Consider the following 23,603-nt stretch of genomic DNA (forward strand, 5'->3'; position numbering starts at 1 on the left):
CTAGGGCCTGTCCCGTGATCATGTGATCGGACAGCCAGACCTTAAGGGGTTGGGGGACACGGGGCCGAGAAACTGCGAACGTGCGCGGATGCTAGTTTCCTTCCCCGTGATGGAACATCAGGACGACACCCGGGCGGCCTACGACGGGGTCGTCAAGCTGTATGCGTCGATGTTCGCTAATCAGTTGGAGACGCAGCCGTTCTCGCGGAACATGATCGGTACCTTCGCTGAGCTGGTGCGCGGGACGGGGAACCTGCGGGCAGTCGACGTCGGGTGCGGGCCTGGACATCTGACGGCCATGCTGCACGATCTGGGGCTGGACGCCTTCGGGCTCGACTTCTCCCCGGGCATGGTCGACCACGCCCGGCGGGCCCATCCGGCGCTGCGGTTTGATGAGGCGCGGATGGAGGCCCTGCCGGTCGAGGACGGCGCGCTCGGCGGCGTGCTGGCCCACTACTCGATGATCCACACCCCTCCTGGGGATTTGCCCGCGCTGCTCGCCGAGCAGGTGCGTGTGCTGGCACCGGGCGGCCTGCTCCTGGTCTCGTTCTTCGCGACCGACGGATCGGAGCCGGTCCGCTTCGACCACAAGGTGACGCCCGCCTATAGCTGGCCAGCGGACCGGTTCGCCGAGTTGCTGGCCGGGGCCGGGCTCCTCCCGTTCGCCCGGCTGCTCCACGACCCGGCCTCCGAGCGGGGCTTCCTCGACGCCCACTTGCTGGCCCGCCTCCCCTAGATCGTGCCCGTGGCCTTTGGGGGCGGTTTGGTGTAGATCATCCATGTGGATGAGGAACGTCTGAAGCGTCATGATCTGACGGATGCGGAGTGGCTGCTGTTGGAGCCGCTGCTGCCGTCACAGACCGTGCATGGAGCTCGGTGGAATGATCATCGGACGGTGATGAACGGGATCTTCCATCGGACGCGTACGGCCACGCCGTGGCGTGACCTGCCGCCCTGTTATGGCAGGTGGAAGACGGTCTACAACCGGCATCGCCGGTGGTCGCTGGATGGGACGTGGGAGCGGATCCTGGACGGGCTGCGGGCGGGCTGCGACGAGGTCGAGGGCGAGGATTGGACGGTCAGCGCGGACTCGACTGTGGTCCGCGCGCACCAGCACGCGGCCGGGGCACGGCACGCTCCGGCCGTCGACCTGCCTTCAAAGGGGCTTGCAAAGATCACGAAGTGACGTCGGCGGGTCGGGAGGCCCTGGGACGGTCACGGGGCGGGCTGTCCACGAAGATTCACCTGGTGGCCGATCGGCGGTGCCGACCGATCAGCCGGATCCTCACCCCGGGCCAGCACGCGGACTGCCCGAAGTTCATCCCGCTGCTGAAGTCCATCCGCATCCCGCGCCGTGGCCCTGGACGACCCCGCAACCGGCCGGCCAGGGCGATGGCCGACAAGGCCTACTCCTCTCGCACCAACCGCCGCTACCTGCGCAAACGCAACATCAAGGCCGTCATCCCGATGAAGAAGGACCAGGCCGCCAACCGCACGAGACTCGGCTCCAAAGGCGGCAGGCCCCCGGTCTTCGACCGGGAGGCCTACAAAGAACGCAACACCGTCGAGCGCTGCGTGAACAAACTCCGCCAGCATCGTGCCGTGGCCACTCGCTACGACAAACGACAACGCATCTACCAGGGCACCATCGACGTCGCCTCGATCCGCATCTGGCTCCGCGACCCCGTCACATGATCACGGGACACGGCCTAGAGGGTTCGCCCGCTCAGGGGCCTCGCCCGCCAGAGGGCGAGGTTGCTCGTGGGATTCGCCCGTTCGGAGGGCTCGTCCGCTCGGGGCTCTGGTCCGCGCGGGAACTCGTCCACTCGGGGGGCTCGCTACTTGAGGGGTTCGCCCGTTGGGGTTTGCCTGCTCGAGGCGGTGGTCTGGCTGGGCTCGTCCACTCGGGGGCTCGTCGCCTCGGGGCTTGCCCGCTTGGGGTGCTCGCCCGCCGGGGGTTCGCCCGCCGAGGGCTCGTCCACTCGCGGGGGCGTCGCTCGCCTGGGGCTTGGCGAAGGGGAGGCCGCGGTGCCGGGGAGGGCTTCACGCGGCGGGAGGTTGTTTGGGCGGGGGGCCTTAGCCAGGGGGTAGGGAACAACGTCCGCGGCGACGCCTCGCAGGGACCTACCTGCCAGGGGGCGACGCCGCCGCTACGGGGGAAGGACGGAGTTCGTCTTCTCTACTGCCGGTTCCTGCATTCCGCCCGCCTCCTCCTGACGAGCGGGGCCGTGCGACCCTGAACGGATCGTCGACCTAGATGAGCTGCCTACGGGCCGCCCACACAACGGCCTCGATAGGGGTGTTGACCTCGAGCCGATCGCAGATCGTCCGAAGCCTGCGCCGCAGGGTGCGCGCGCTGAGCTCGAGCTTGCGTGCCGCCACATCGGCTGTGACACCGCTGGCGATCTGCGCGAGCAGGCGGATCTCCTCCTCGCTCAATCGCAGATCGTCGGTGCCACGACGTGCGAGTGTGGCCTGTTCCACTCCGTCCTCCCTCGTCCGTGGTGATGACCGCGGGGATGCAGCCGTTCGCTACACAGGCACGGGTAGGCCTCGATCTGTACGCGTTGGTTGCCGGGTCCGGACCCTCCGGACTGAGATCATCTCTCTTGCCGAAGCGCGCGCTTGGCCGGAGGTGGCCGATGGGCCGGTTGACGGGCGCCATGGGGGAACTCCAGGTGACGATGCACTCGTTGGCCAACCGAACGCGGACGCACCTCCGGGTGCGACGGACGCGCCCACGATGGAGTGGACGGCGGTCCCGCCGGAGAGGAGGGCGTCTTGTCCGAGACGGGTCTTGATCGCCAGCCATCTCCACCCGTCCCTTCTCGCTCGATCTTCCGACTCCCCCGTCCCGGCCGTGGACGAAGATCGTGAATCGTTTCAAGCCACGCTTCGGCTCGGAACGCTAGGCGGCCGGATCCGGCCCGTCAAGCGCCCGTTAAGCACTTTGTGCACGCGTATGAACACACACCGTGGTCGACCGCACGGGGGCATCCTGCGGAAAACTCGATAACCTGCGAAAACAAGCCCGGGGTCGGACGAGGAGAGAGTTGCCACAGACCAGCATCCGCGAGGTTGCGAGGCGCGCCGGAGTTTCAGTTGGGACGGTTTCGAATGTCCTAAACCGGCCAGACCTCGTGGCCGAAGCTACCCGTGACCGCGTTCGCGCGGCGATCCAGGAGCTCGGATTCGTGCGGAACGAGTCGGCCCGGCGGCTCCGCCAGGGCCCGCGGCGCTCCTCTGATCGACGCGCGACCAAGCCGCGCCCCCGGGCGTTCGGCATCGTCGTGGAGGACCTCACCAACCCCTACGCCACCGACGTCGCCCGCGGCGCGGAGCTGACGCTCAACGACGCCGGGCACGACGCCCTCTGGCTCAGCAGTGAGTACTCCGCGCGCAAGGAGCGCCGCAACCTGGACATGCTCGTGGAGCACGAGGCTGCCGGGGTACTGGTCGTCCCGGTGGGGCTCGACCCGGCCGGGATCGACCGGCTGCGCTCCTCGTCCGGCATGGCCGTGGTACTGATCGACCACGCCGGCCCGGACGTGTGCTCCGTCCAGGTCGACCATGTGGCGGGCGGCGACATCGCCGCGGCGCACCTGCTGACGCTCGGGCGCGAACGCCTGGTGTTCGTGACCGGGAGGCCGGCCCCGCTGCCGGTGGTGGAGCGCGGCGAGGGCGCGGCGCGCACGCTGGCGAAGGCCGGCGGCGGCGAGATGATCACGCTGACGCAGCGTGCGCTGTCACCCACCGAGGGGCGGGCCGCCGCGCACCGGCTGCTGAAGATGTCGCCGGTGCCGACCGGCGTGTTCTGCGCGAACGACCTGCTGGCGATCGGCCTCACCAACGAGCTGCTGCGGCTGGGCGTGTCCATACCGGACGAGATCGCCGTGATCGGCTACGACGACATCGAGCTGGCGACCAGTTCGGCGGTGCCGCTGACCACCATCCGGCAGCCCCGGTTCTCGGTCGGCGAGGAGGCCGCGGAGCTCGCGCTGGCCGAGTGGGCCGAGGGCGAGTCGCACCTGCACCGGCAGGTGATCCTGACGCCTGAGCTGGTCGAACGGGAGTCCGCCTGACGCCGGACCGACCGCTGTTGACAACCTGTCCGACAGTGCCAGGCTGGGGGGCATGGCACACGTCATCGACGCGGCCGGCGTCCTGGGCTTCGACCCGTTCGACCCCGCCTTCCGCGCCGACCCGTACGGCCACTACCGGCGGCTCGACGCTTCCGGCGTCCCCGCGCGCACCCCGGCCGGGCTGTGGGTCACCACCTCCCACACGCTGTGCGAGCAGGCGCTGCGCGATCCCGGCTTCGGCCACCGTCCCGAGAACGCCGGCCTGTGGCGTGACGCGCCGATGCGCCGCCGCTCGTTCCTCACCATGGACCCGCCCGACCACACCCGGCTGCGGCGGCTGGTGAGCAAGGCGTTCACGGCCCGCCTCGTCGAGCGGCTGCGGCCGCGGGTGGAGGAACTGGTCGACGGACTGGTGGACGCGGCGGCCCGGGAGTCGGCCACCGCCGGCACGGTCGACTTGATCGGCACGCTCGCCTACCCGCTGCCGGTCATCCTGATCAGCGAGCTGCTGGGCGTGCCACCGGAGGACCGCGACCTGTTCAAGGGCTGGTCGGACGCGCTCGCCCGCGGCCTGGACCCCGACTTCGTGCTGCCCGCCGCCGATCTGGCGCGCCGCGACGAGGCACGCGAGGAGTTCGCCGCCTACTTCCGCGGCCTGGCCGACCGGCGCCGCGCCGAGCCGCGCGACGACCTGCTGAGCGCGCTGGTCGCGGTGTCGGACGGCGGCGAGACGCTGTCGGAGGAGGAGCTCCTGGCCACCTGCGTGCTGCTGCTGGTGGCGGGCCACGAGACCACCGTCAACCTCATCGGGAACGGCGCGCTGGCGCTGCTCCGCGACCCGGCCGCACGCGAACGGTTCCGCGCCCGCCCGGACGACGTCGCGGCGGCCGTCGAGGAGCTGCTGCGGTACGACCCGCCCGTCCAGCTCACCCTGCGCGCCGCGCTGCGCGACCGCGAACTGGGGGGCGAGACGATCCGGCAGGGCGAGATGGTGCTGCTCCTCACCGGCGCCGCCAACCGCGACCCGGCCGCCTTCGCCGCCCCCGACCGGCTGGACCTGTCCCGCTACGCCGCCTCCGAGGCACCGCGCCATCTCGCCTTCGGGCACGGCATCCACTACTGCCTGGGGGCTCCCCTGGCCCGGCTGGAGGGCCAGATCGCGCTGAGACGGCTCTTCGAGCGCGAAGTGACCCTGACCGGTGCCCCGCTCACCTACCGCGACAATCTCGTCCTACGCGGCCTCTCCGAGCTCCGGGTGAACGTGGCGTAGCGTCACTCCGGTTTGACCAACGGGAACAGGATCGTCTCGCGGATGCCCTTGCCGGTGAACGCCATGATCATCCGGTCGATCCCGGCGCCCATCCCGCCGGTCGGCGGCATCGCGTACTCCAGGGCGCGCAGGAAGTCCTCGTCCAGCTGCATCGCCTCGAGATCGCCCCCGGCCGCCAGCAGCGACTGCTCGGTCAGCCGCCGGCGCTGCTCGATCGGGTCGACCAGCTCCGAGTACGCGGTGCCCAGCTCGGTGCCGAAGCCGATCAGGTCCCACTTCTCGGTCAGCAGCGGCTCCGCGCGGTGCTGCCGGGTCAGCGGCGAGGTCTCCAGCGGGTAGTCCATGACGAACGTCGGCTGGACCAGGGTGTGCTCCACCAGCTCCTCGAACACCTCCTGGACGAGCTTGCCCTGCCCCCACTTCGGGTCCCAGGAGACGCCGCGCCCGTCGGCGAGCTTGCGCACGGTCTCGATCGGCGTGTGCGGGGTGATCTCCTCGCCCAGCGCCTCCGACACCGCCCCGTACAGCGTGATCCGCGGCCACTCGGGCAGCCCGAGGTCGTACTCCGCGCCCTCGTGGACGACCACCGTGGTGTCCAGCGCCGCGACGACGGCGCGCTGGTACATCCGCTGCGTCAGGTCGGCCATGTCGTTGTAGTCGAGGTAGGTGCCGTACGCCTCGACCATCGTGAACTCGGGGTTGTGGGTGGAGTCGGCGCCCTCGTTCCGGAAGTTCCGGTTGATCTCGAAGACCTTGTCGATGCCGCCCACGACGAGCCGCTTGAGGTACAGCTCGATCGCGATCCGCAGGTACAGATCCATGTCGTAGGCGTTGATGTGGGTCTGGAACGGCCGCGCCGCCGCCCCGCCGTGGATCGGTTGGAGCATCGGCGTCTCGACCTCGAGGTAGCCCTCGTCGTGCCAGAAGTCGCGGACCGCGCGCACCGTGGCGCTGCGGATCCGGGCCATGGAACGGGCCTCGTCGTTGACGATCAGGTCCACGTACCGCTGCCGCACCCGCGCCTCGGGGTCGGTCAGCCCCGCGTGCTTCTCCGGCAGCGGCCGCAGGCACTTGGACGTGATCGCGAACCGGTCCGCCATGATCGACAGCTCGCCCCGCCGCGAGGTGATGATCTCGCCCTCGACCCCGACATGGTCGCCGAGGTCGACCTCCCGCTTCCAGAAGTCGAGCTGCTCCTGCCCGACCTTCGCCAGCGACAGCATCACCTGGACGTCGCCGCTGCCGTCGCGGATCGTCGCGAAGCACAGCTTGCCGGTGTTGCGGACGAGCATGACGCGACCGGCGACGCCGACCTTCTCGCCCGTCTCGGTGCCCGGCTCCAGCTCGGGGTATTTCTCCCGCACCTCGGCGATGGTCGCCGTGCGGGGAAAGGTCACCGGGTACGGGTCGATCCCGCTCTCGCGGAGCCGGTCGAGCTTCTCCCGGCGCACGCGCATCTGCTCCGGGAGCTCGTCGTAGGTCTCGTCACTCACCCGCCCAAGGCTATCGACCCGACACAACCAATTAAGCCCACCACCCGCCCTACGCGGCCGCCCGCCCAGGCCGCGCTCCTCAAGGGGGCGAGGGCGAAGCCCCGCAGGGCCCGTTGGGGCGGAGCCCCCGCCGGAGGCGAGGGGGCTGGTGTTTGAATCGGTCCTCGCTCCGCTCGGGCCGCGCCCCCTGGGGCTCCCGCCCCAGACCCCAAGGCAGGGGGCTCCGCCCCCCACACCCCCCGAAAACCCGGGACGACAAGCAGAAGACAAGCCCTCAAGGGACGCCCGAAGTCCACCAACACGAATCCTGGATCACACGCCCACTTGCCGTTCGGTCACTGACCAACGGGGTTCTCCCGCTTGCCCAGCGGAACGGCTGATCTGTGATCCCATCGGTAGAGCCGTCCGTCACGGACCTGCTCGACAAGGTGAACCTCACCGACCCGCCGGCGGCCCCGGGATTGGAGCGCGAGCGCGTCGATGATGGGTTTCGCTGGGCCATCCCGGTGGCTGTAGGCGACGGAGACGTGCGGGCCCCAGTCGGGCTCGTCGGCGAGCTGGTGCACGTACCGATGCGGCCACGGCGTCTCGGAGCGCCTCGCGCACCGGGTCGAGGGCCTGCGGCGGACGGACGCCGAGCATGATCGCCTCGCTGTGGAACCACAGCTTGCCCAGCTCCACCTCCACAGGGGCCAAGGCGCCGAGCCGTTCCGCAGCCCCTTCAAGCATGGCGTCGACCTCGGCCACGCTGATCTCGTCGGCGAACCCGATGATCTGCGTGGTCATGTGCAGCCACTCCTCCGGGATCAAGTCCAGGCCGTCCAATCCGGCGAGCTTGTCCTGGCACTGGCGTACGAGCTCGCGGGGCTCGGGCTGGTCGTGCAGCAGGATGTGCCACACCAAAAGGCGCCGACCCGGCCTGGCACCGGGCCGCCACCACCAGTGATCGGACATACGGATCGGATATGGGCTCATAGGGCCTCCGGGGTGGCGAGGGCCGCGTGCTCAAGCGAACTGAGCTGGAAGGCGTGGATGCGGAGTTGCGGTTATCCGCGGTGGCGTCCGCACGAGTCCCTGGCGTGGTGGCGGGGTGTGACGTCGCCGGTCGCCAGGACCTCGGCCAGAGCCGCAGCGAACTTCTCCAACGCCTCGACCCGCCCCATGGGGGTGGCCGATTCTGCGACGCCGTCGTCGCGGCGGCACAGCCATGTCTGACCGTCGTCGTCGGTCAGCACGATGACCTTCGTATTGGCGAGGTGAAAGGTCGCGTCCTTGTGACCGCCGCCGTTCAGGACGTCCTCCATGCCGGGCGTCTCATTCATCTGCTGATCTCCCGTAGCTGGTCGCGTGCCTCGCCGATCTCCTGCACCCGTCCCCATGGGAGGGTGCTCGACAGGATGTGGCCGACGTGGATCGTCAGGCGACGCGAGGTCACCAGCGGAACGATCTTTGCAAGGGCGCTCATCCCCTCGGCGACCGCGCCAAGGTCACGGGCCTTGATCGCCGACTTGGTGAGCCGGGCCCGATAGAGGCCGAGCAGCAGCGGAGATCGGGACTCCACCGACGCGACGGCCGCTTGAAGGTCGACAGCGCCCTGGCTGTGCAGGCCACAGTCGCTCAGCGCAATTCCCGAGTTTGCCATCAGCTCGGCGCCGTCGACCGGACTCAGCCGACCGGCAAGGCCTTGGGCTTTCTCCAGCGCCCGCCGCACAGGCCGTTCCTGTCCGGGGAGCACGGCTAGGGAGCGGCCGAGGCGGACCAGCAGCATTGCGCGGGTCGCGTCATCGAGGCCGTCGAGGGCAAGGCCGCAGCGAACGTATTCAGCGGCGCGGGAGTTCGGTACGCCATAGGTGCGGATGAGCGACAGGGTTGCGTAGGCGTGCGCTTGGCCGCGCGTGTCTTCCGCCTTGACGGCGAGCGCGAGGGCGAGCGAGGCGACTCGCTCAGCTTGGTCCAGGTGCCGGGTGTCGTGGAGCACGAGCGCGGCCTGCCGGGCCAACTCGGACCCGGCGACCTGAAGGCCGGTGTCCTTCTCGCCGACCGCAGGGGCGATGTGGTGGACGTGGCGCATGGCCTCGCGGATGAGCGGGGCGCCGCCGATCTGCTCCTCAGTATGGGCAAGGCGGTCGGCGAGCAGTTGCACGAACGCTGCGTCACGATACGGGTTCGTTTGGGTCGCCGAGGGGATCAAGGCGACGCTCGCCGCCGACGCCAGGAATCGGCGTCTCTTCACAGGGTCCTCCTCCTGGCTGGGTACCAGCTCCAGCTCCCAGCCCGCGCGGCGCAGCAGGTCGGCGGATCGGGCCATCCCAGGGTCGCGTTTGCCTGACAGGACCATCGAGACCCAGGGCTGCGGGACGCCGAGCTTGCGGGCGAGTGCGGCACCAGTCAAGCCGTGGCGTTTCATGACCACCGTAAACGCCTCGCCGAGGCTGCTCACGCCCATGCCTCGCAACGTATAACGGCGCGTTATGGGGTGACTACCCAGCTGGACGAACCGTTCCTACCGTGCTGCGCACAGCGTGTCACCCGACACGAAAGACGGCCCCGGCCCGGTGCGCGAACACCGGGGGAGCCCGGAGCCTCGGCCGGAAGGAGACTCCGACCTATGGCTGATGGTAGATCCATCACCGATCCCCTCGCCCAGCTTGCCGCGTTCCTGGGCGGGCAGGGCCTCAAGACCGAGCTGACCGAGCGCGGCTTGAAGGTGGTCAACCCGGAGATCGCCGGGTGCTGCTCGGCCAACGCGGCCGACACGGTCACCTGCCGTCCGCGGCCGGAGGACGGCGGGCGGCTGTGGCTGTGGACGTCGTGGGGCGAGCCGATCGCCGAGGCCGACCACATCGTCGACGCCGCCCTGATCATCCGCGGCAACCTCGCCCGTCGCGCACTGGGAGAGGTCGCGCGGTGAGCGCGATGGCTCCGCCACCGGCGGAGGTCTCCCGGATCGTCGCCGAGTTCGGCCGCCGTTTTCCGGGCGTTGTGGCCTGGTGGGGACGCTCCACGGGGAGTTGGTGGGCGCTGACCCGCGACGGCTTTGGCCGTGACCATTTGGTGGAGGCGCCCGACCCGGCCGAGCTGTCTCGCCGCGTGCGGTCCGTCCTCACCACGCCCCGATTCGCCCACGACCGCCAAAGCCGTCGGACGCCCGGCACACCCGACGCCGGTCGGCCCGGCGCAAACCCGGGCCGCAAACGCACGGCCGCCGGGGACTCCTCGGGCACAGCCCGCTTTGCGGGCGTTGCTGACACCCGCGACGATTTCTGGAGCGCGAAGCATGCCTCGCTTCACCAACCCGTCCGGCCTGGCACCGTACGCGCCATTCGGCCCGCTCGACAGCCTGCACGGCGCACTCCGCCGAGCCTTCCCCCAGGTGAGCGCAGCGCGCGTCAGGATGCCGTCGGAGTTCCTCACCGTCGCCTACCGGCACCGGGGGCCTTGGCGGATCTGCTGGGACGACGGCGACGAGCTGTTCGTCTGGGCCTCTGGTCCTGACAAGGACAAGCCCGTCGGCACCCTCATCTACGTCGAGCGAACCGCACAGCGCGTCGCGCGCCCGCTCGGCGTGACCACCGACGTGCTGCGGTGCTGACACGCCGCACGTAGACGCGGCTAGGACGGCTCACCGAGCGCCAGTGACGCTGAACCCAATTCCGACGCGCGCCCGTCCAGACGGCGGGGCGGGCTGGCCGAAACGGCGCGGCAGCCAGCCCGCTCCGCATCGAAGCCGTGCGCCGATCACACCTCCTCGCGGGAAATCTCCATGCACCCCGGGGCTGGCCGCACGGTCCAGATCCCCGGGCGGTGAGGCGGAAGCGTCACCGCCCGGGAAGCAAGGGAATCGTGCGGCCGGTGCTCTTTCAGTCCCCCCGGAGGGCACCGGCCGCACCCACAGGCTGCGGCTCCGGTAGATGGCGCGCGCCGGGGCCAGAGCAGCAACATCCACAGCGCGCCGGAGGTGCACATGACCATCGCCACCGACCAGACGGCCAGCGCCGTCAAGAACCCGCGCACGCTGATCCCCAGCTGGGCGTTCGACCTGCTGGTGTACGACTTCCGCAAGAAGCACCACACCTCGCACGCCTACACCGAGCGCGTCGTCGGCCAGACCCTGGTGTTCCTGAAAGCCGCAGGTCAGATTCGCCGTGAGGCGCGGCGTGACCCCGGCGCCTACGTCAGGATCGTGCCGACCAGGCCGGTCGATGAAGCGTGGCACGAGGCCCTCCAGCGGACCGAGGTGTACCTTCCGATGAGCCTGGCGTTCGCGAACTCGATGATCCACCACCGGCCTGTGATGGACGACGACATCGCCTCCGGGGCCGCCCTCGCCCGCACCATCCCGTACCTGCACCGCACGGGCATGTACGTCGACCCGGAGTTCTGGAACGCCGAGGCCGGGTCGTCCTGCTGCCCGCCCGAGTGCAACGACCAGGGCGGCCGGGAGTTCCTCGGCTCCTGGGAGGGCCGGGTCGCCGACGGGCCGCTCACCATCTCGTTCTGACCGAAGGAGCCTCAATGCGCACCGACTGGAGTGAGCTGCCCACCCAGGTTCGGGACGGGATCCTCGCCGAGACGGGCCCGATCAGCAGGGTCGAGCCCGCGCCGACGGGAAACCACGCCGACGTCGCCTCCACGCTCCACGCCCTGGACGGGCGGGTGTTCGTCAAGGCTGCGCGGAAGCTCGCGGACCGGGACGGCCCCGAGGTCATGTCGCTGCGCCGCGAGGCGGCCATCAATCCCTTCGTGACCGAGTTCACTCCCCGGCTCCACTGGACGGTGGAGGCCGGGGAGTGGCTCGCCCTTGGGTTCGAACACATCACCGGACGAGCCGCGGACTTCACCCCAGGCTCGGCGGACTTGGAGATCCTCGCCAAGACCGTCCACGCTCTCCAGACCACATCCTGCCCCGACGTGGTGCGGATGGCCGTGGAGCGGCGCTGGACCTCCGTCGGCGACGACGTCACACCGCTGGCCGGCGGCGCGCTGCTGCATACCGACCTGAACGAGGACAACTTCCTGATCGCCGACGGGCACGCGTACCTGGTCGACTGGGCGTTCGCCGCTCGCGGCGCCCCGTTCGTCGAACTGGGGCTGCTCATCCCGTGGCTGCTCAAGGCTGGCCACACCCCCGAGCAGGCCGACGCGTGGGTCACCCGGTTCGGTTCGTGGACCGATGCTGACCCCGCGCACATCGACCTGTTCTCGAAAGTGTTCGCGGCCAAGTGGTGGGCCAACGGCCAGACCAACACCGCCGACTGGGTGCGGTTGCACGCCGACCTCACTGGCCGGTGGGCGGAGTACAGGCTCGGGAGCCGACCATGACCGACTGGATACAGCATCACCCCACCACACCGATGACCACGCGGGACGGCCGGGCCGTCGAGATCGATGTGGAGATCGCGCCTCTGGTCGAACAGCTCTGGCGGCTGGGTTACACGACCAAGCTGGCGTGCCAGGATGCAGGCGAGGCGATCCTGCACGGCGGAACCCGTGTGGCTCCCTCCGACCGGGACCGCCAGTCGGCCTGCCACGCTGGCAGGGCCTGGATCATCGTGGGCGTCGACGACGGTCCCGCGCTGCTGAAGGCCGTACGATCTCTGGCCAGCGCGGGCACCTGGCGGTCATTCCCTGTCACCAAGGGCAACGACCCCGAGGCGTGGATGTCGATCACCTTCCCCCGACGGGACATCACCGCGGCTGCCGAACTCCTCCGGCGGGCTTCCGCCGAAGACCAGGCGGGGAGTCGAGCGGTTCCATAAGCGGGTCAGGCTGCCGAGTCGGTGACGCCATTGGCGCTTGTCGAGCGTTGTCCCGGCTTGCCGGTCCGGGGTTTTTCGGGGGGTGTGGGGGGCGGAGCCCCCTGCCTTGGGGGTCTGGGGCGGGAGCCCCAGGGGGCGCGGCCCGAGCGGAGCGAGGACCGATTCATGGGCCCCCCGCCTATCCGCGATTACACGGCGTTTCGTTGGTAGATCAGGCGTAGGCCCACCAGGGTCAGCCAAGGCTCGAAGACGTCGATGCTCCTCGACTCTTCCAGGACGAGGGGGGCCAGGCCGCCGGTGGCGATGACGGTGACCTCGTCGGGGTCGGCGGCGAGCTCTTCCGACATGCGTTCGACGATGCCGTCGACCTGGCCGGCGAAGCCGAAGATGATGCCGGACTGGAGCGCCTCGACGGTGTTCTTGGCGATCACGTTCCGCGGCCGGACGAGTTCGATCTTGTGGAGCTGGGCGCCGCGGACCGAGAGGGCGTCGATGGAGATCTCGATGCCCGGGGCGATCGCGCCGCCGACGTACTCGCCCTTGGCGGAGACGGCGTCGAAGGTGGTGGCGGTGCCGAAGTCGACGACGATGGCGGGGCCGGTGTGCAGGTGGACGGCGGCGAGCGCGTTGACGATGCGGTCGGCGCCGACCTCCTTGGGGTTGTCCATCCGGACCGGGACGCCCGTCTTGACACCCGGTTCGACGATCACCGCGGAGACGTCGCCGTAGTAGCGGCGGCACATCTCACGCATCTCGTGCAGGACGGACGGGACGGTGGAGCACAGCGCGATGCCGCTGATGTCGGTCTCGGCCAGCAGCGGGCTCTGCTGGACCAGGCCCTGGAGGACGACGGCGATCTCGTCGGCGGTGCGCCGCGGGTCGGTGTTGATCCTCCAGTGCTCGATCACCTCCTCGCCCTCGAACAGGCCGAGGACGGTGTGGGTGTTACCGACGTCGATGGTGAGCAGCATCAGGTCCCCGCTGATCAGGTGAAGTCAAGGCCGATGTCGAACACGCGCGCCGAGTGCGTCAGCGCGCCCACTGCAAGGTAGTCCACGCCGGTCACGGCCGCGTCTCGGGCCCGGTCGTACGACAGTCCGCCGCTGGCCTCGAGTTCGGCGCGGCCCGCGACGCGCCGTACCGCCTCGGCCATGTCGGCGTCGCTCATATTGTCCAGCAGGATCGAGGCGGCCCCGACCGCGACGGCTTCGTCGACCTGGTCGAGGGTGTCGCATTCGACCTGGACGTGCAGCGCGGGGTAGACGTCGCGGATGGCCCGGTACGCGCGGGTGATGGAGCCGGCGGCGGCGATGTGGTTGTCCTTGATGAGCGCGGCGTCGTGCAGGCCCAGGCGGTGGTTGACGCCGCCGCCGCAGCGCACCGCGTACTTCTGCAGGGCGCGCAGGCCGGGGAGGGTCTTGCGGGTGTCGCGGACCCTGGCCTTGGTGCCGGCGACGGCGTCGGCCCAGCGGCGGGTCTCGGTGGCGATGCCGGACAGGTGGGTGAGCAGGTTGAGGGCGGTGCGCTCGGCGCGCAGGACGGCCCTGGTGGGTCCGGCGACCGAGAGGAGGACCTGCCCGGCGGTGACGCGGTCGCCGTCGGCGGCCTTGGCGGTGTGGTCGATGTCGAGCAGGTCGAACACGACCTCGGCGACGGGGATCCCGGCGACGACGCCGTCCTCGCGGGCGGTGAGGTCACCGGAGGCGGTGTCGCCGGGCGCGAAGATCGGTTCGCTGGTGACGTCGGTGGGCCCGTCTTCGGCCAGTGCGGTTCGCACCAGGTTTTCCACAGCCTGTGGATCGAGTCCGGCGTCGCGCAGCCGTCCCTCCAGCTCCGGCGTCATGTCACGTTCCTCTCGTAGGTGGTCGTGCCGTCCAGGGCGGTGACCAGGTGGCCGGCCCAGGCGGTGTCGTCGCGGTCGGGGAAGTCCTCGCGCCAGTGGCTGCCGCGGGTCTCCTCGCGGCGGCGGGCGGCGGCGACGATCGCGGTCGCGACCGCGTGCAGGTTGGTCGCCTCCCACGCCTCCACGCCCGGTTCCGCGGTGGTGGCGAGGTCGCGGAGTTCGCGTTCGGCGGCGGCCAGGCCGGCGGCGTCGCGGAGCACTCCGGCGTGCGCCGTCATGATCCGCTGGATGTCCGCGCGGGCGGCCGGGTCGATCAGGCCCTGCTGTCCCTTTGGCGGGACGGCCTGGTCCGGTGGGGGCGAGGCTTCGAGGGCCTCGGCGATGCGCTCGGCGAAGACCAGCCCTTCGAGGAGGGAGTTGGACGCCAGTCGGTTGGCGCCGTGCACGCCCGTGCAGGCGACCTCGCCGCACGCGTACAGGCCGGGGACCGACGTGCGTCCGTACAGGTCGGTGCGGACGCCGCCGCTGGCGTAGTGCGCGGCCGGGACGACCGGGATCGGCTCGGTCACCGGGTCGATGCCGTGGTGGCGGCAGGCCGCGAGGATGGTCGGGAAGCGCCGCTCCCATGTGCGGGCGCCCAGGTGGCGGCCGTCCAGCAGCATGTGCGGTGTTGTGGTTTCCCGCATCCGGTTCATGATCGCCTTGGCGACGATGTCGCGCGGCGCCAGTTCGGCCAGCTCGTGCCGGCCGAGCATGAACCGCTCGCCCGCGTGGTCGACGAGGTGGGCGCCCTCGCCGCGCACCGCCTCGGAGATCAGCGGCTGCTGCCCGCGCGCGCCGTCCCCCAGCCACAGCACCGTCGGGTGGAACTGGACGAACTCCAGGTCGGTCACGGCGGCCCCGGCGCGCAGTGCCAGCGCCACGCCGTCGCCGGTGGAGACCTCGGGGTTGGTGGTGGCCGAGAACACCTGGCCGAGCCCGCCGGTGGCCAGCACGACGGCGCCCGCCCGTACCGCGCCGACCCCGCCGGGCTGGCCCTCGCCCATCACGTGCAGCGTCACCCCGGCGGCCCGGCCGGAATCGTCCCGGAGGAGGTCGAGCACCAGGGCGTGCTCGATCACCTCGATGCCCTTTTCCCCGCCCGATGGGCGGGCGGCCCCACCCTCCGCTTCCTTGAGGGCGGCGAGGAGGGCGCGGCTGATCTCGGCGCCGGTGGCGTCGCCGCCCGCGTGCGCGATGCGGCGGCGGTGGTGGCCGCCCTCGCGGGTCAGCGCGATCCCGCCGTCCTCGGCGCGGTCGAACTCGGCGCCGAGCGCGATCAGCCGCCGGACGGCCGCGGGGCCCTCGGTCACCAGCGTCCGCACCGCGTCCTCGTCGCACAGGCCGACGCCCGCGGTCAGGGTATCGGCCAGGTGCTCCTCGGGGCTGTCGTCGGACGCGAGCGCGGCGGCGATCCCGCCCTGCGCCCAGCGGGTGGAGCCCTCGTCCAGCAGCGCCTTGGTGACCAGCAGGACCCGTCCGCGCTCGCGGCACCGCAGCGCCGCGACCAGGCCGGCGATGCCGGAGCCGATCACGACGACGTCGGTGTGGACGGTCCAGCCGGGCTCGGGGGCGGCCAGGTGCCGAGGGGTCATGGGGTCCTCCCCAGGAGGTCTGTTTTCGTCATTGTGACATTAATCCCTGGGGAGGCCGTGCGCCGGGGTCAGCGAACGAGGTCGCCGCGCAGCTCCGCCGACCCCGGGACGGGCTCGGCCGGGTCGTCGCCCAGCGAGATGATCGTGTTCGACCTGTCCACGTGCACCACCCGCGGCGTGAACGAGCGCGCCTGCTCGTCGGTCATCGCCGCGTAGCTGATGATGATCACCAGGTCGCCGGGCTGGACGAGCCGGGCCGCGGCGCCGTTGATGCCGATCACGCCCGAGCCGCGCTCCCCGGCGATCAGGTAGGTCTCCAGCCGGGCGCCGTTGTCGATGTCGACCACCTGCACCTGCTCGCCCGGGAGCAGGTCGGCGGCGTCCATCAGGTCCTGGTCGATGGTCAGCGACCCCACGTAGTGCAGGTCGGCCTGGGTGACGGTGGCACGGTGGATCTTGGACTTGAACATCGTCCGGAACATGGGGGCTCCTTAGATCTCGGAGGGACCGAACCGCATCGGGAGGTTGTCGATCAGGTGGGTGGCGCCGACCCGGCCCGCCACGGCGAGCACTGCCGGGCCGGTGTGGGCGTCGTCGATCTCGGTGAACGTCGTGGGGTCGACCAGGACCAGGTAGTCCAGGTCCAGTGGCGGCGCGGCGTGCGCCGCCTTGTCCAGCACCGCGCGGGCGGCGCGCACGACCGCGGACGGGGCGGAGCCCGCGGCGGCCGCGTCCCCGCCCGCGCGCAGCGCCTGCGACAGCGCCAGCGCCGTCTCCCGCTCCAGCTCGGACAGGTAGCGGTTGCGGCTGGAGAGGGCCAGGCCGTCCGGCTCCCGGACGGTCGGGGCGCCGACGACCCGCACCGGCACGTCCAGGTCGGCCACCATCCGGCGGATCATGGCCAGCTGCTGGGCGTCCTTCTCCCCGAAGACCGCCGCGTCCGGCCGGACCAGCTGGAACAGCTTCATCACCACGGTCAGCATCCCGTCGAAGTGGCCGGGCCGCGCGGCGCCCTCGACCACCTCGCCCATGGGCCCGGAGCGGATCGTGACCTGCGGCTCGGCCGGGTACATCACCGCGCGGGACGGCGCGAACACCAGGCCGGCGCCCTCCTCCGCGCAGGCCGCCAGGTCCCCGGCGAACGTGCGCGGGTAGCGGTCGAAGTCCTCGTCCGGGCCGAACTGCAGCGGGTTGACGAAGACGCTCACCGCCACCGTGTCCGCGATCTCCCGCGCGCGGCGGATCAGCGACCGGTGGCCCTCGTGCAGCGCGCCCATGGTCGGCACCAGCGCCAGCGTCCCGGAGACCCGCGACCGCGCCGCGGCCAGTTCCTCACGGGTACGCGCGATCACGGGGGTCGTCCCCTCCACCGGGCCTCCTCGATGTTCGTTCCGGATCAATCCGCCAGCACCTCCAGGAGCCGCTCGGCGTCCTCGGCCTTGAGCATCCCGGCGGCCAGGGCGCGGTCGGCGGTCAGCCGGGCCAGCGCCACGTACGCCGCGCGCCCCTCCCGCGACTCCCCGCCCAGCGCCGCGACATGGCCGGCGACCGTGCCGGCGTCGCCGCGCGCGACCGGGCCGGTGAGACCGTCGATGCCGAGCCGCAGCGCGTTGTCGAGCGCGGCGCCCAGCAGCGGGCCGAGCATCCGCCCCGGCTCGGCCACGCCGGCCCGCGCCAGCATGTCCATCGCCTCCACCACCAGCGTGACCAGGTGGTTGGCGCCGCCGGCCAGCGCGGCGTGGTAGAGCGGGCGGCGCGCCTCCTCGATCCAGGACGGCTCCCCGCCCATCTCCAGCACCAGCGCCTCGGCGACCGGGCGCAGCGGCTCGGGCGCGGTGACGCCGAAGGAGATGCCGGTCAGCCGGCTCACGTCGTCGGGCCGCCCGGTGAACGTCATGACCGGGTGCAGCGCCAGCGGCAGCCCGCCGGCCCGGGTGATCGGGTCGAGGACGGCGGTGCCGTACCGGCCGCTGGTGTGCGCCACCAGCTTGCCGGTGACGGGGACGCCGGTGGCGACCAGCCCCGCGGCCAGTTCGGGGAGCGCGTCGTCGGGGACGGTCAGCAGCACCAGGTCGGCGGCGGCCACGACCTCCTGCGGGGTGGTCAGGACCGCGCCCGGCAGCAGTTCCCCGGCGCGCCGCTGCGAGCGGTCGGACACCGCCGCGGCGGCGGTCACCCGGTGGCCGGCGCGGGTGAGCGCGACGCCCAGCGCCGTGCCGACGCGTCCCGCGCCCACGATGCCCACGGCGAGCCGCGCGGGACGGTCCTCAGGGCGGACCGGGCCGTTTTCGGGCGTGCCGGAGGAGGGCGTGCGGTGTCGATCCATGAAATCCGTTCCAGTCCTCGGGTAGGTACCGGACGTGCGCGACCCAGCGTACCCGCGAGCCCGAGGCCGTACAGCACCCGCGGGGACCCTGGCGGTCCGGCAAGGGTTCGGCTACCGCACGTTACGGAACCCTCGGCGCGAACGCCACAGTCACCGCCGGGTCAGGCAAGGCTTCCTGAAAACCGGTTGCACCCTCTGACCTGCGCCGGATAGCTCTGAGTGGCGCTGGTCACGCGGAGTGTATGACAGTGCTCCGCCAACGCCTCCGCCCCACCGCTCATCCCGTACGGGCGGTGGGGCGGAGTAGGGGCCCCGGGGCCCGGGCCCCGGGGCCCCGGATCAGCCGGGGCCGTGCTCAGTCGTACGACAGCGACTCCACGATCGAGGCCCGCGCCGCCCGCCGGGCCGGCAGCACCGCGGCGAGCATCCCCGCCACCCCGGCCAGCAGCATGAACCCGGCGACCTGCAGCCAGGGCAGCGCGAACACCGCGCTCTCGCCCATCGCCCGGGTGGACGCCCAGCCGAACACCACCCCGAGCACCACCCCGGTCAGCGCCCCGATGACGGCCATGACCAGCGCCTCCACCGACAGCATCCGGCGCAGTTGCCGCTTGGTGAGGCCGAGCGCGCGCAGCAGCGCCGACTCGCGGGTCCGTTCCACCACCGACAGCGTCAGCGTGTTGGCGATGCCGAACAGCGCGATCACGATCGCCAGCGCCAGCAGCCCGCCGAACACCAGCAGCACCGTGTCGATGGCCCTGGTGAACTCCTCGCGCAGCTCGGCGGCGGAGGTGAACCGGGCGGCCGGGTACGGCTCGGCGGCGGCCTCCACGGCGGCGCGGGCCCGTTCGGCGGGCACCCCGGCGGCGGCCTTGACGAAGACCCGGTACGGGTCGGCGGCGCCGTACATCCGGCCGAAGTCCGCCTCGGTCAGCACCAGGCCGTAGATCGGCACGTCGCCGGTGAAGATCCCGGCCACCTTCACCTGCATGGCCTGCCCGGCCACGGGCCGCCGGGCCGCCGAGGCCCCGGTCCCACCGTCGGCCGTGTCCGGTTCCCGCCCGAGGCCCTGGACGGTCACGGTCTGCCCGGTCCGCAGGTTCCGGGCCTTGGCGGTCTCCTCGTCCACCAGCGCCGCGCCGGGACGCAGGCCCTCCAGCGAGCCGCTGGCGAACTCGGGCCGCACCAGACCGCCCAGCGCCGACTGGGTGATCGTGGCGACGGCGCCCTCCCGCCCGGCGATCTCGGCGTCCCGCTGCCGCAGCTCGACCACCCCGCCGATCTCGGGACGGCCGCGCAGGGCCTGCCCCAGCGCCGCGGGCACCCCCTCCTGCCGGTCGCCGCCGTACTGGGCCTGGATCTGGAAGTCCATCGGGAACTGCTCGTCCAGCTGCCGCACGGAGGTCGCCTTGCCGCTGGCGGCGATCACCGCGAACAGGCTCATCAGCCCGACCCCGATGGTGAGCGCGATCGTCGTGGTGGCGGTGCGCCGGGGCGCGCGGCGGGCGTTCTCCACCGCGAGCCGTCCGGGCACGCCCGCGGCGCGGCCCGGCAGCGCGCCCACGACCCGGCCCAGCGGGCGGACCAGGGCGGGCATCACGGCGATCACCGCGAGGAACACCAGGGCGCCGCCCGCCGCGACCGCGAACATGGCCGTCTGGCCCTTGTCCATGACCACCGACCCGAGCACGACCACCGCGGTCCCCGCCGCGGCGAACAGCACGGTGAGGACGGTCCGGGCCCGGCCGAGGCGGAACCGGCCGGTGCCCGGCTCCAGGTCGGAGCGGAGCGCGGCGACGGGCGCCACCCGGGTCGCGCCGCGCGCCGGGAGCAGCGCCGCCAGGACGGTGACCACCACCCCGACGGCCAGGCCGACCAGCACCGTGCGCGGCGCCAGCGTCACATCGGCCGGCGACAGCGCGGGCCCGGCGGGACCGGCGACGCCCAGCCCGCCGAGCAGCGCCAGCGTCGCGGCGCCCAGGCCCAGCCCGGCGGCCAGGCCGAGCAGCGAGCCGACCAGCCCGACCGCCGCGGACTCGGCCAGCACGCCCGCGAAGATCTGCCGGCGGGTGGCGCCGACGCAGCGCAGCAGCGCCATCTCCCGCATCCGCTGCGCGATCAGGATGGAGAAGGTGTTGTAGATGACCAGGGCCGAGACCAGCACCGCGACCAGCCCGAACAGCAGCAGCCCGGTACGGATGACCTCGGTGTCGGCGCCCGCGGCGGTGGCCAGCTCGTCCGCCAGCCGCTCCCCCGTCATGACCCGGTGGTCACCCCGCCCCGCGGCGGCGGCGACCGCGGCGGGGCTCGCGCCCGCCACGTCGATCTCCTGGAACGTCCGCTCGCCGGTCATCCGGGCCGCGGTGGACGGGTCGAACCCGACCGCCCCGCGGAAACCGGCGTCGCCGTCGAGCCCGACCCCGACCAGCCCGACGACGGTGAACCGGTGCGGGGCCTTGCGCGGGTCCAGCACGGTGATCGTGTCGCCGACCCGGTACTTCGCCCGGGACGCCACCCGCGAGTCGAGGACGGCCTCGCCCGGCCCGTTCGGCGCCCGTCCCTCGTCGAACCCGAACCGGGGCATCCGGCCGCCGGTGACCGAGAGCCCGACCGTCGGCATGTCGCCGACCACCTTGCCGTCCCGGCCGACCAGCGCCGCGTCCCCGCGGACCAGGCCGTGCGCCTCCCGCACGCCCGGCACCGCGCGGATCCGCGCCAGCATGTCGGCGGGCAGGCCCTTGCCGGACTCCGCACCGGAGTTCTCGCCGGAGTCCTTGCCGGGCAGCACCGCCACGTCCACCTTGCCGGCGGAGCGGGCGAAGGTCTTCTGGACGCCGGTGTCCATCGCGTCGGTGAGGACGAACGTCCCCCCGATGAACCCCACGCCGAGGGTGATCGCGACCGCCGTGAGCAGCAGCCGCAGCTTGTGGGCCCGCAGGCCCGCCAGTGTCGTCCGCAGCATCGCTCAGCCGCCCAGGCTCTTGAGCCGGTCCAGGACGGTGTCCGGCGTCGGTCCGTACAGCTCGGTGACGATCGACCCGTCCCGCAGGAACACCACCCGGTCGGCGTACGACGCGGCCGCCGGGTCGTGCGTGACCATCACGATCGTCTGGCCCATCTCGCGCACCGACGTGCGCAGGAAGCCCAGCACCTCGGCGCCGGACGAGGAGTCCAGGTTGCCGGTCGGCTCGTCGGCGAAGATGACCTCGGGACGGGCCACCAGCGCCCGCGCGCACGCCACCCGCTGCTGCTGGCCGCCCGACAGCTCGCTCGGCCGGTGGCCGAGCCGGTCCCGCAGCCCCACCACGTCCACCACCCGGTCGAACCACTCCCGCTCCGGACGGCGCCCGGCCAGTTGCAGCGGCAGCAGGATGTTCTGCTCGGCGGTGAGCGTGGGCAGCAGGTTGAACGCCTGGAAGACGAACCCGACGCGCTCGCGGCGCAGCAGGGTGAGCTGCCGGTCGCTCATCCCGGTGATCTCGGCGTCGCCCAGCAGCACCCGCCCGCCGCCGACCGTGTCCAGCCCGGCCAGGCAGTGCATCAGCGTGGACTTCCCGGACCCGGACGGCCCCATGATCGCGGTGAAGGCGCCGCGGGCGAAGCCGACGGTGACCCCGCGCAGCGCGTGCACGGCGGCGTCGCCGATCCCGTACACCTTGGTCACCCCGGCGGCCGAGACGGCCGGCCCGGCCGGGCCGGCGCCCGGCGCGCCCGGCGCTCCCGGGGCTCCCCCGCTTCCGGCCTGGCCGGCGAACGTACTGGTCACGATGGCTCCTTCGTCCGTGTCCGCTGATCGATGACGACCGTGACCACGCTAGGAACGGGCGCCTTCCGTGCCATCGCCCGCGCGGCCACGATCGGCGTCAGCTTCAGGATTGGCGGGAGTCCCCGCGTACGACCTGAGTCGTACGGCGCCGTCACCGCCACGGCTGACCGCGCACACGCCGGCCGTCCTCCGCCCGGCCGCCTCCGCCGGCCCCGGCCGCACACGCGAAAGCGCCGGGGACCCCGTGCACAGGGTCCCCGCCGCTCTCTACTACGGCGCGCTGCCGCCGATCAGCTGTGCCGGTGGGGGTGGTGCCCCGGGACGTCGCACTGGGCGAACGCGCCGCTGATGACGGAGATGACCTGGGTGGAGTTGCCGCAGATCTTGATGTCGTTGCCGGACAGGATCTGGTTGCCGGACAGCACGGTGCCGTGGCCGCCGTGGGTGTAGGCGTCGGCGCTCGCGGGGCCGGCGGCCGTCATGAGGGCGCCGGTGATGGCGAAGCCGAGGACACCGGTGGCGGCAAGCTTCTTGAGCACGTTGAAATCCTCCCGTACGTGAGGCCGTCAAGGCCCTTCCTGCATTTCACATGCGCGCTCCGCCGCCCCCGTCCCGTCGCGGGCGGCGTCACATACGGTAGTTAGTCAACTACTGATCGGTAATGCCAAGCGGAAGCTCGGCTTCGAAATGGGACGGTCACCACCGCGTAATCATAGCGTTACTATGTGTTATCGATTTGCCCGCTCTTGACCAGACCCGTCTCATAAGCGAAGACCACCGCCTGGACCCGGTCCCGGAGGTTCAGCTTCATCAGGATCCGGCCCATATGGGTCTTGACCGTCGCCTCCGACACGTACAGCCGCTCGGCGATCTCCGCGTTGGACATCCCCCGGGCCACCAGCCGCAGCACCTCGCCCTCCCGTGCGGTCAGCGACGCCAGCGCCCCGCTCGCCCGCTGCGCGGCGTCGGGCAGGTGCACCGCGAACCGGTCGAGCAGCCGCCGGGTCGTGCTCGGCGCGACCACCGCGTCCCCCGAGTGCACCGCCCGGATCGCCTCGATCAACTGCGCCGGGCCGGCGTCCTTCAGCAGGAAGCCGCCCGCGCCCGCCTTGATCGCGGCGAAGGCGTACTCGTCCAGGTCGAAGGTGGTCAGGATGATCACCTTGGGACGGCCGCCCGCGGCGGTGATCCGGCGGGTGGCCTCGATCCCGTCCATCCGCGGCATCCGGACGTCCATCAGGACGACGTCGGCCGGGGCCGTGCGCAGCCGTTCCAGGGCCTGCGCGCCGTCGCCCGCCTCGCCGACCACCTCGATGTCGGGCTGGGCGTCCAGGACCATCGTGAAACCGGCCCTGACCAGCTCCTGGTCGTCCACCAGCAGCACCCGGACGGGCCGGTCGGCGGGCTCCTCCGGATCGCCCGGCGGCCCC

At 71.8% G+C, this 23,603-nt stretch carries 24 protein-coding genes; 9 read left to right on the forward strand and 15 right to left on the reverse strand.

What is annotated here, in order from left to right; all coding sequences use genetic code 11:
* Positions 1 to 106: 106 nt before the first annotated feature.
* The gene (locus ACFPZN_RS50255; protein WP_378291312.1) at positions 107 to 736 is read left to right on the forward strand and encodes a class I SAM-dependent methyltransferase; all 630 of its coding nucleotides are present in this window, start codon (positions 107 to 109) and stop codon (positions 734 to 736) included.
* A 60-nt stretch (positions 737 to 796) separates the two neighbouring features.
* Positions 797 to 1,695, forward strand: a protein-coding gene (locus ACFPZN_RS50260; protein WP_378291367.1) for an IS5 family transposase whose coding sequence is annotated in 2 segments (ribosomal slippage) — positions 797 to 1,139 and positions 1,139 to 1,695 — 900 coding nt in all. Because the reading frame shifts where the segments join, the coding sequence is not laid out codon by codon here.
* A gap of 558 nt (positions 1,696 to 2,253) precedes the next feature.
* Here ACFPZN_RS50260 and ACFPZN_RS50265 read toward each other — a convergent pair.
* Positions 2,254 to 2,484 (reverse strand): LuxR C-terminal-related transcriptional regulator, encoded by a 231-nt coding sequence (locus ACFPZN_RS50265; RefSeq protein WP_358399412.1) that lies wholly within the window; start codon positions 2,482 to 2,484, stop codon positions 2,254 to 2,256.
* 491 nt (positions 2,485 to 2,975) lie between these two features.
* Between ACFPZN_RS50265 and ACFPZN_RS50270 the strand changes: the two genes are divergently transcribed.
* Entirely contained in the window at positions 2,976 to 4,082 is a 1,107-nt protein-coding gene (locus ACFPZN_RS50270; protein WP_378291315.1) for a LacI family DNA-binding transcriptional regulator, read from the forward strand.
* A gap of 52 nt (positions 4,083 to 4,134) precedes the next feature.
* A complete protein-coding gene (locus tag ACFPZN_RS50275; RefSeq protein WP_378291318.1) occupies positions 4,135 to 5,352 on the forward strand; it encodes a cytochrome P450 in 1,218 nt (405 codons plus the stop codon).
* 2 nt (positions 5,353 to 5,354) lie between these two features.
* Here ACFPZN_RS50275 and lysX read toward each other — a convergent pair whose 3' ends face one another.
* From lysX to ACFPZN_RS50295, 4 genes are all read right to left on the reverse strand, one after another.
* Complete coding sequence (gene lysX, locus ACFPZN_RS50280) at positions 5,355 to 6,845, reverse strand: bifunctional lysylphosphatidylglycerol synthetase/lysine--tRNA ligase LysX (protein ID WP_378291320.1); 1,491 nt, start codon at positions 6,843 to 6,845, stop codon at positions 5,355 to 5,357.
* A gap of 435 nt (positions 6,846 to 7,280) precedes the next feature.
* Positions 7,281 to 7,799 carry a 2'-5' RNA ligase family protein gene (locus ACFPZN_RS50285; RefSeq protein WP_378291323.1) on the reverse strand — a complete coding sequence of 173 codons (519 nt, stop codon included), beginning with the start codon at positions 7,797 to 7,799 and terminating at the stop codon, positions 7,281 to 7,283.
* 92 nt (positions 7,800 to 7,891) lie between these two features.
* Positions 7,892 to 8,167 (reverse strand): hypothetical protein, encoded by a 276-nt coding sequence (locus ACFPZN_RS50290; RefSeq protein ID WP_378291325.1) that lies wholly within the window; start codon positions 8,165 to 8,167, stop codon positions 7,892 to 7,894.
* Positions 8,164 to 9,291, reverse strand: a complete 1,128-nt coding sequence (locus ACFPZN_RS50295; protein WP_378291327.1) for a helix-turn-helix domain-containing protein — start codon at positions 9,289 to 9,291, stop codon at positions 8,164 to 8,166. The genes ACFPZN_RS50290 and ACFPZN_RS50295 overlap by 4 nt, the downstream gene beginning before the upstream one ends.
* A 162-nt stretch (positions 9,292 to 9,453) precedes the next feature.
* On the opposite strand from ACFPZN_RS50295, the gene ACFPZN_RS50300 reads away from it, so the two are divergent.
* From ACFPZN_RS50300 to ACFPZN_RS50320, 5 genes are all read left to right on the forward strand, one after another.
* Positions 9,454 to 9,756, forward strand: a complete 303-nt coding sequence (locus ACFPZN_RS50300; RefSeq protein ID WP_378291330.1) for a hypothetical protein — start codon at positions 9,454 to 9,456, stop codon at positions 9,754 to 9,756.
* A gap of 366 nt (positions 9,757 to 10,122) precedes the next feature.
* Positions 10,123 to 10,437: a hypothetical protein gene (locus tag ACFPZN_RS50305; protein WP_378291332.1), complete on the forward strand. Its 315-nt coding sequence runs from the start codon at positions 10,123 to 10,125 to the stop codon at positions 10,435 to 10,437.
* Between the two features lie 372 nt (positions 10,438 to 10,809).
* Positions 10,810 to 11,346, forward strand: a complete 537-nt coding sequence (locus ACFPZN_RS50310; protein ID WP_378291334.1) for a hypothetical protein — start codon at positions 10,810 to 10,812, stop codon at positions 11,344 to 11,346.
* A gap of 14 nt (positions 11,347 to 11,360) precedes the next feature.
* Positions 11,361 to 12,167 carry a phosphotransferase gene (locus ACFPZN_RS50315; RefSeq protein ID WP_378291336.1) on the forward strand — a complete coding sequence of 269 codons (807 nt, stop codon included), beginning with the start codon at positions 11,361 to 11,363 and terminating at the stop codon, positions 12,165 to 12,167.
* Positions 12,164 to 12,604, forward strand: a complete 441-nt coding sequence (locus tag ACFPZN_RS50320; protein ID WP_378291339.1) for a hypothetical protein — start codon at positions 12,164 to 12,166, stop codon at positions 12,602 to 12,604. The genes ACFPZN_RS50315 and ACFPZN_RS50320 overlap by 4 nt, the downstream gene beginning before the upstream one ends.
* 188 nt (positions 12,605 to 12,792) lie before the next feature.
* On the opposite strand, the gene ACFPZN_RS50325 is transcribed toward ACFPZN_RS50320, so the two are convergent.
* From ACFPZN_RS50325 to ACFPZN_RS50370, 10 genes are all read right to left on the reverse strand, one after another.
* Positions 12,793 to 13,575, reverse strand: coding sequence for a type III pantothenate kinase (locus tag ACFPZN_RS50325; RefSeq protein ID WP_378291341.1), 783 nt, complete (start codon positions 13,573 to 13,575; stop codon positions 12,793 to 12,795).
* 14 nt (positions 13,576 to 13,589) lie between these two features.
* Positions 13,590 to 14,447, reverse strand: a complete 858-nt coding sequence (gene nadC / locus ACFPZN_RS50330; RefSeq protein ID WP_378291343.1) for a carboxylating nicotinate-nucleotide diphosphorylase — start codon at positions 14,445 to 14,447, stop codon at positions 13,590 to 13,592.
* On the reverse strand, positions 14,444 to 16,081 hold the full coding sequence (locus tag ACFPZN_RS50335) for an L-aspartate oxidase (protein ID WP_378291345.1): 1,638 nt from the start codon (positions 16,079 to 16,081) through the stop codon (positions 14,444 to 14,446). Before ACFPZN_RS50335 ends, nadC begins: the two co-directional genes overlap by 4 nt.
* Positions 16,082 to 16,149: 68 nt before the next feature.
* The gene (gene panD, locus ACFPZN_RS50340) at positions 16,150 to 16,563 is read right to left on the reverse strand and encodes an aspartate 1-decarboxylase (protein ID WP_378291348.1); all 414 of its coding nucleotides are present in this window, start codon (positions 16,561 to 16,563) and stop codon (positions 16,150 to 16,152) included.
* Between the two features lie 9 nt (positions 16,564 to 16,572).
* Positions 16,573 to 17,451, reverse strand: a complete 879-nt coding sequence (gene panC, locus ACFPZN_RS50345; RefSeq protein WP_378291350.1) for a pantoate--beta-alanine ligase — start codon at positions 17,449 to 17,451, stop codon at positions 16,573 to 16,575.
* A 26-nt stretch (positions 17,452 to 17,477) separates the two neighbouring features.
* The gene (locus ACFPZN_RS50350; RefSeq protein WP_378291353.1) at positions 17,478 to 18,407 is read right to left on the reverse strand and encodes a Rossmann-like and DUF2520 domain-containing protein; all 930 of its coding nucleotides are present in this window, start codon (positions 18,405 to 18,407) and stop codon (positions 17,478 to 17,480) included.
* A gap of 355 nt (positions 18,408 to 18,762) precedes the next feature.
* Complete coding sequence (locus ACFPZN_RS50355; RefSeq protein WP_378291355.1) at positions 18,763 to 21,369, reverse strand: ABC transporter permease; 2,607 nt, start codon at positions 21,367 to 21,369, stop codon at positions 18,763 to 18,765.
* Between the two features lie 3 nt (positions 21,370 to 21,372).
* Entirely contained in the window at positions 21,373 to 22,071 is a 699-nt protein-coding gene (locus tag ACFPZN_RS50360; RefSeq protein WP_378291369.1) for an ABC transporter ATP-binding protein, read from the reverse strand.
* 392 nt (positions 22,072 to 22,463) lie between these two features.
* Entirely contained in the window at positions 22,464 to 22,712 is a 249-nt protein-coding gene (locus ACFPZN_RS50365) for a hypothetical protein (protein ID WP_378291357.1), read from the reverse strand.
* Positions 22,713 to 22,894: 182 nt separating this feature from the next.
* Positions 22,895 to 23,554, reverse strand: coding sequence for a response regulator transcription factor (locus ACFPZN_RS50370; protein WP_378291371.1), 660 nt, complete (start codon positions 23,552 to 23,554; stop codon positions 22,895 to 22,897).
* Between the last annotated feature and the right edge of the window lie 49 nt (positions 23,555 to 23,603).

This window comes from Actinomadura rugatobispora, from assembly GCF_042656285.1.
In the GTDB taxonomy this organism is placed as follows: Bacteria; Actinomycetota; Actinomycetes; order Streptosporangiales; family Streptosporangiaceae; genus Spirillospora; species Spirillospora rugatobispora.

What these genes read in the sequence shown, in the direction of transcription:
- nadC (WP_378291343.1), bottom strand. Translation starts at nt 14,447, where the DNA reads ATGACGCCGGAGCTGGAGGGACGGCTGCGCGACGCCGGACTCGATCCA.
- ACFPZN_RS50300 (WP_378291330.1), top strand. Translation starts at nt 9,454, where the DNA reads ATGGCTGATGGTAGATCCATCACCGATCCCCTCGCCCAGCTTGCCGCG.
- ACFPZN_RS50315 (WP_378291336.1), top strand. Translation starts at nt 11,361, where the DNA reads ATGCGCACCGACTGGAGTGAGCTGCCCACCCAGGTTCGGGACGGGATC.
- panD (WP_378291348.1), bottom strand. Translation starts at nt 16,563, where the DNA reads ATGTTCCGGACGATGTTCAAGTCCAAGATCCACCGTGCCACCGTCACC.
- ACFPZN_RS50355 (WP_378291355.1), bottom strand. Translation starts at nt 21,369, where the DNA reads ATGCTGCGGACGACACTGGCGGGCCTGCGGGCCCACAAGCTGCGGCTG.
- ACFPZN_RS50305 (WP_378291332.1), top strand. Translation starts at nt 10,123, where the DNA reads ATGCCTCGCTTCACCAACCCGTCCGGCCTGGCACCGTACGCGCCATTC.
- ACFPZN_RS50325 (WP_378291341.1), bottom strand. Translation starts at nt 13,575, where the DNA reads ATGCTGCTCACCATCGACGTCGGTAACACCCACACCGTCCTCGGCCTG.
- ACFPZN_RS50295 (WP_378291327.1), bottom strand. Translation starts at nt 9,291, where the DNA reads ATGGGCGTGAGCAGCCTCGGCGAGGCGTTTACGGTGGTCATGAAACGC.
- ACFPZN_RS50275 (WP_378291318.1), top strand. Translation starts at nt 4,135, where the DNA reads ATGGCACACGTCATCGACGCGGCCGGCGTCCTGGGCTTCGACCCGTTC.
- ACFPZN_RS50320 (WP_378291339.1), top strand. Translation starts at nt 12,164, where the DNA reads ATGACCGACTGGATACAGCATCACCCCACCACACCGATGACCACGCGG.
- ACFPZN_RS50335 (WP_378291345.1), bottom strand. Translation starts at nt 16,081, where the DNA reads ATGACCCCTCGGCACCTGGCCGCCCCCGAGCCCGGCTGGACCGTCCAC.
- ACFPZN_RS50290 (WP_378291325.1), bottom strand. Translation starts at nt 8,167, where the DNA reads ATGAATGAGACGCCCGGCATGGAGGACGTCCTGAACGGCGGCGGTCAC.
- ACFPZN_RS50350 (WP_378291353.1), bottom strand. Translation starts at nt 18,407, where the DNA reads ATGGATCGACACCGCACGCCCTCCTCCGGCACGCCCGAAAACGGCCCG.
- ACFPZN_RS50285 (WP_378291323.1), bottom strand. Translation starts at nt 7,799, where the DNA reads ATGTCCGATCACTGGTGGTGGCGGCCCGGTGCCAGGCCGGGTCGGCGC.
- ACFPZN_RS50310 (WP_378291334.1), top strand. Translation starts at nt 10,810, where the DNA reads ATGACCATCGCCACCGACCAGACGGCCAGCGCCGTCAAGAACCCGCGC.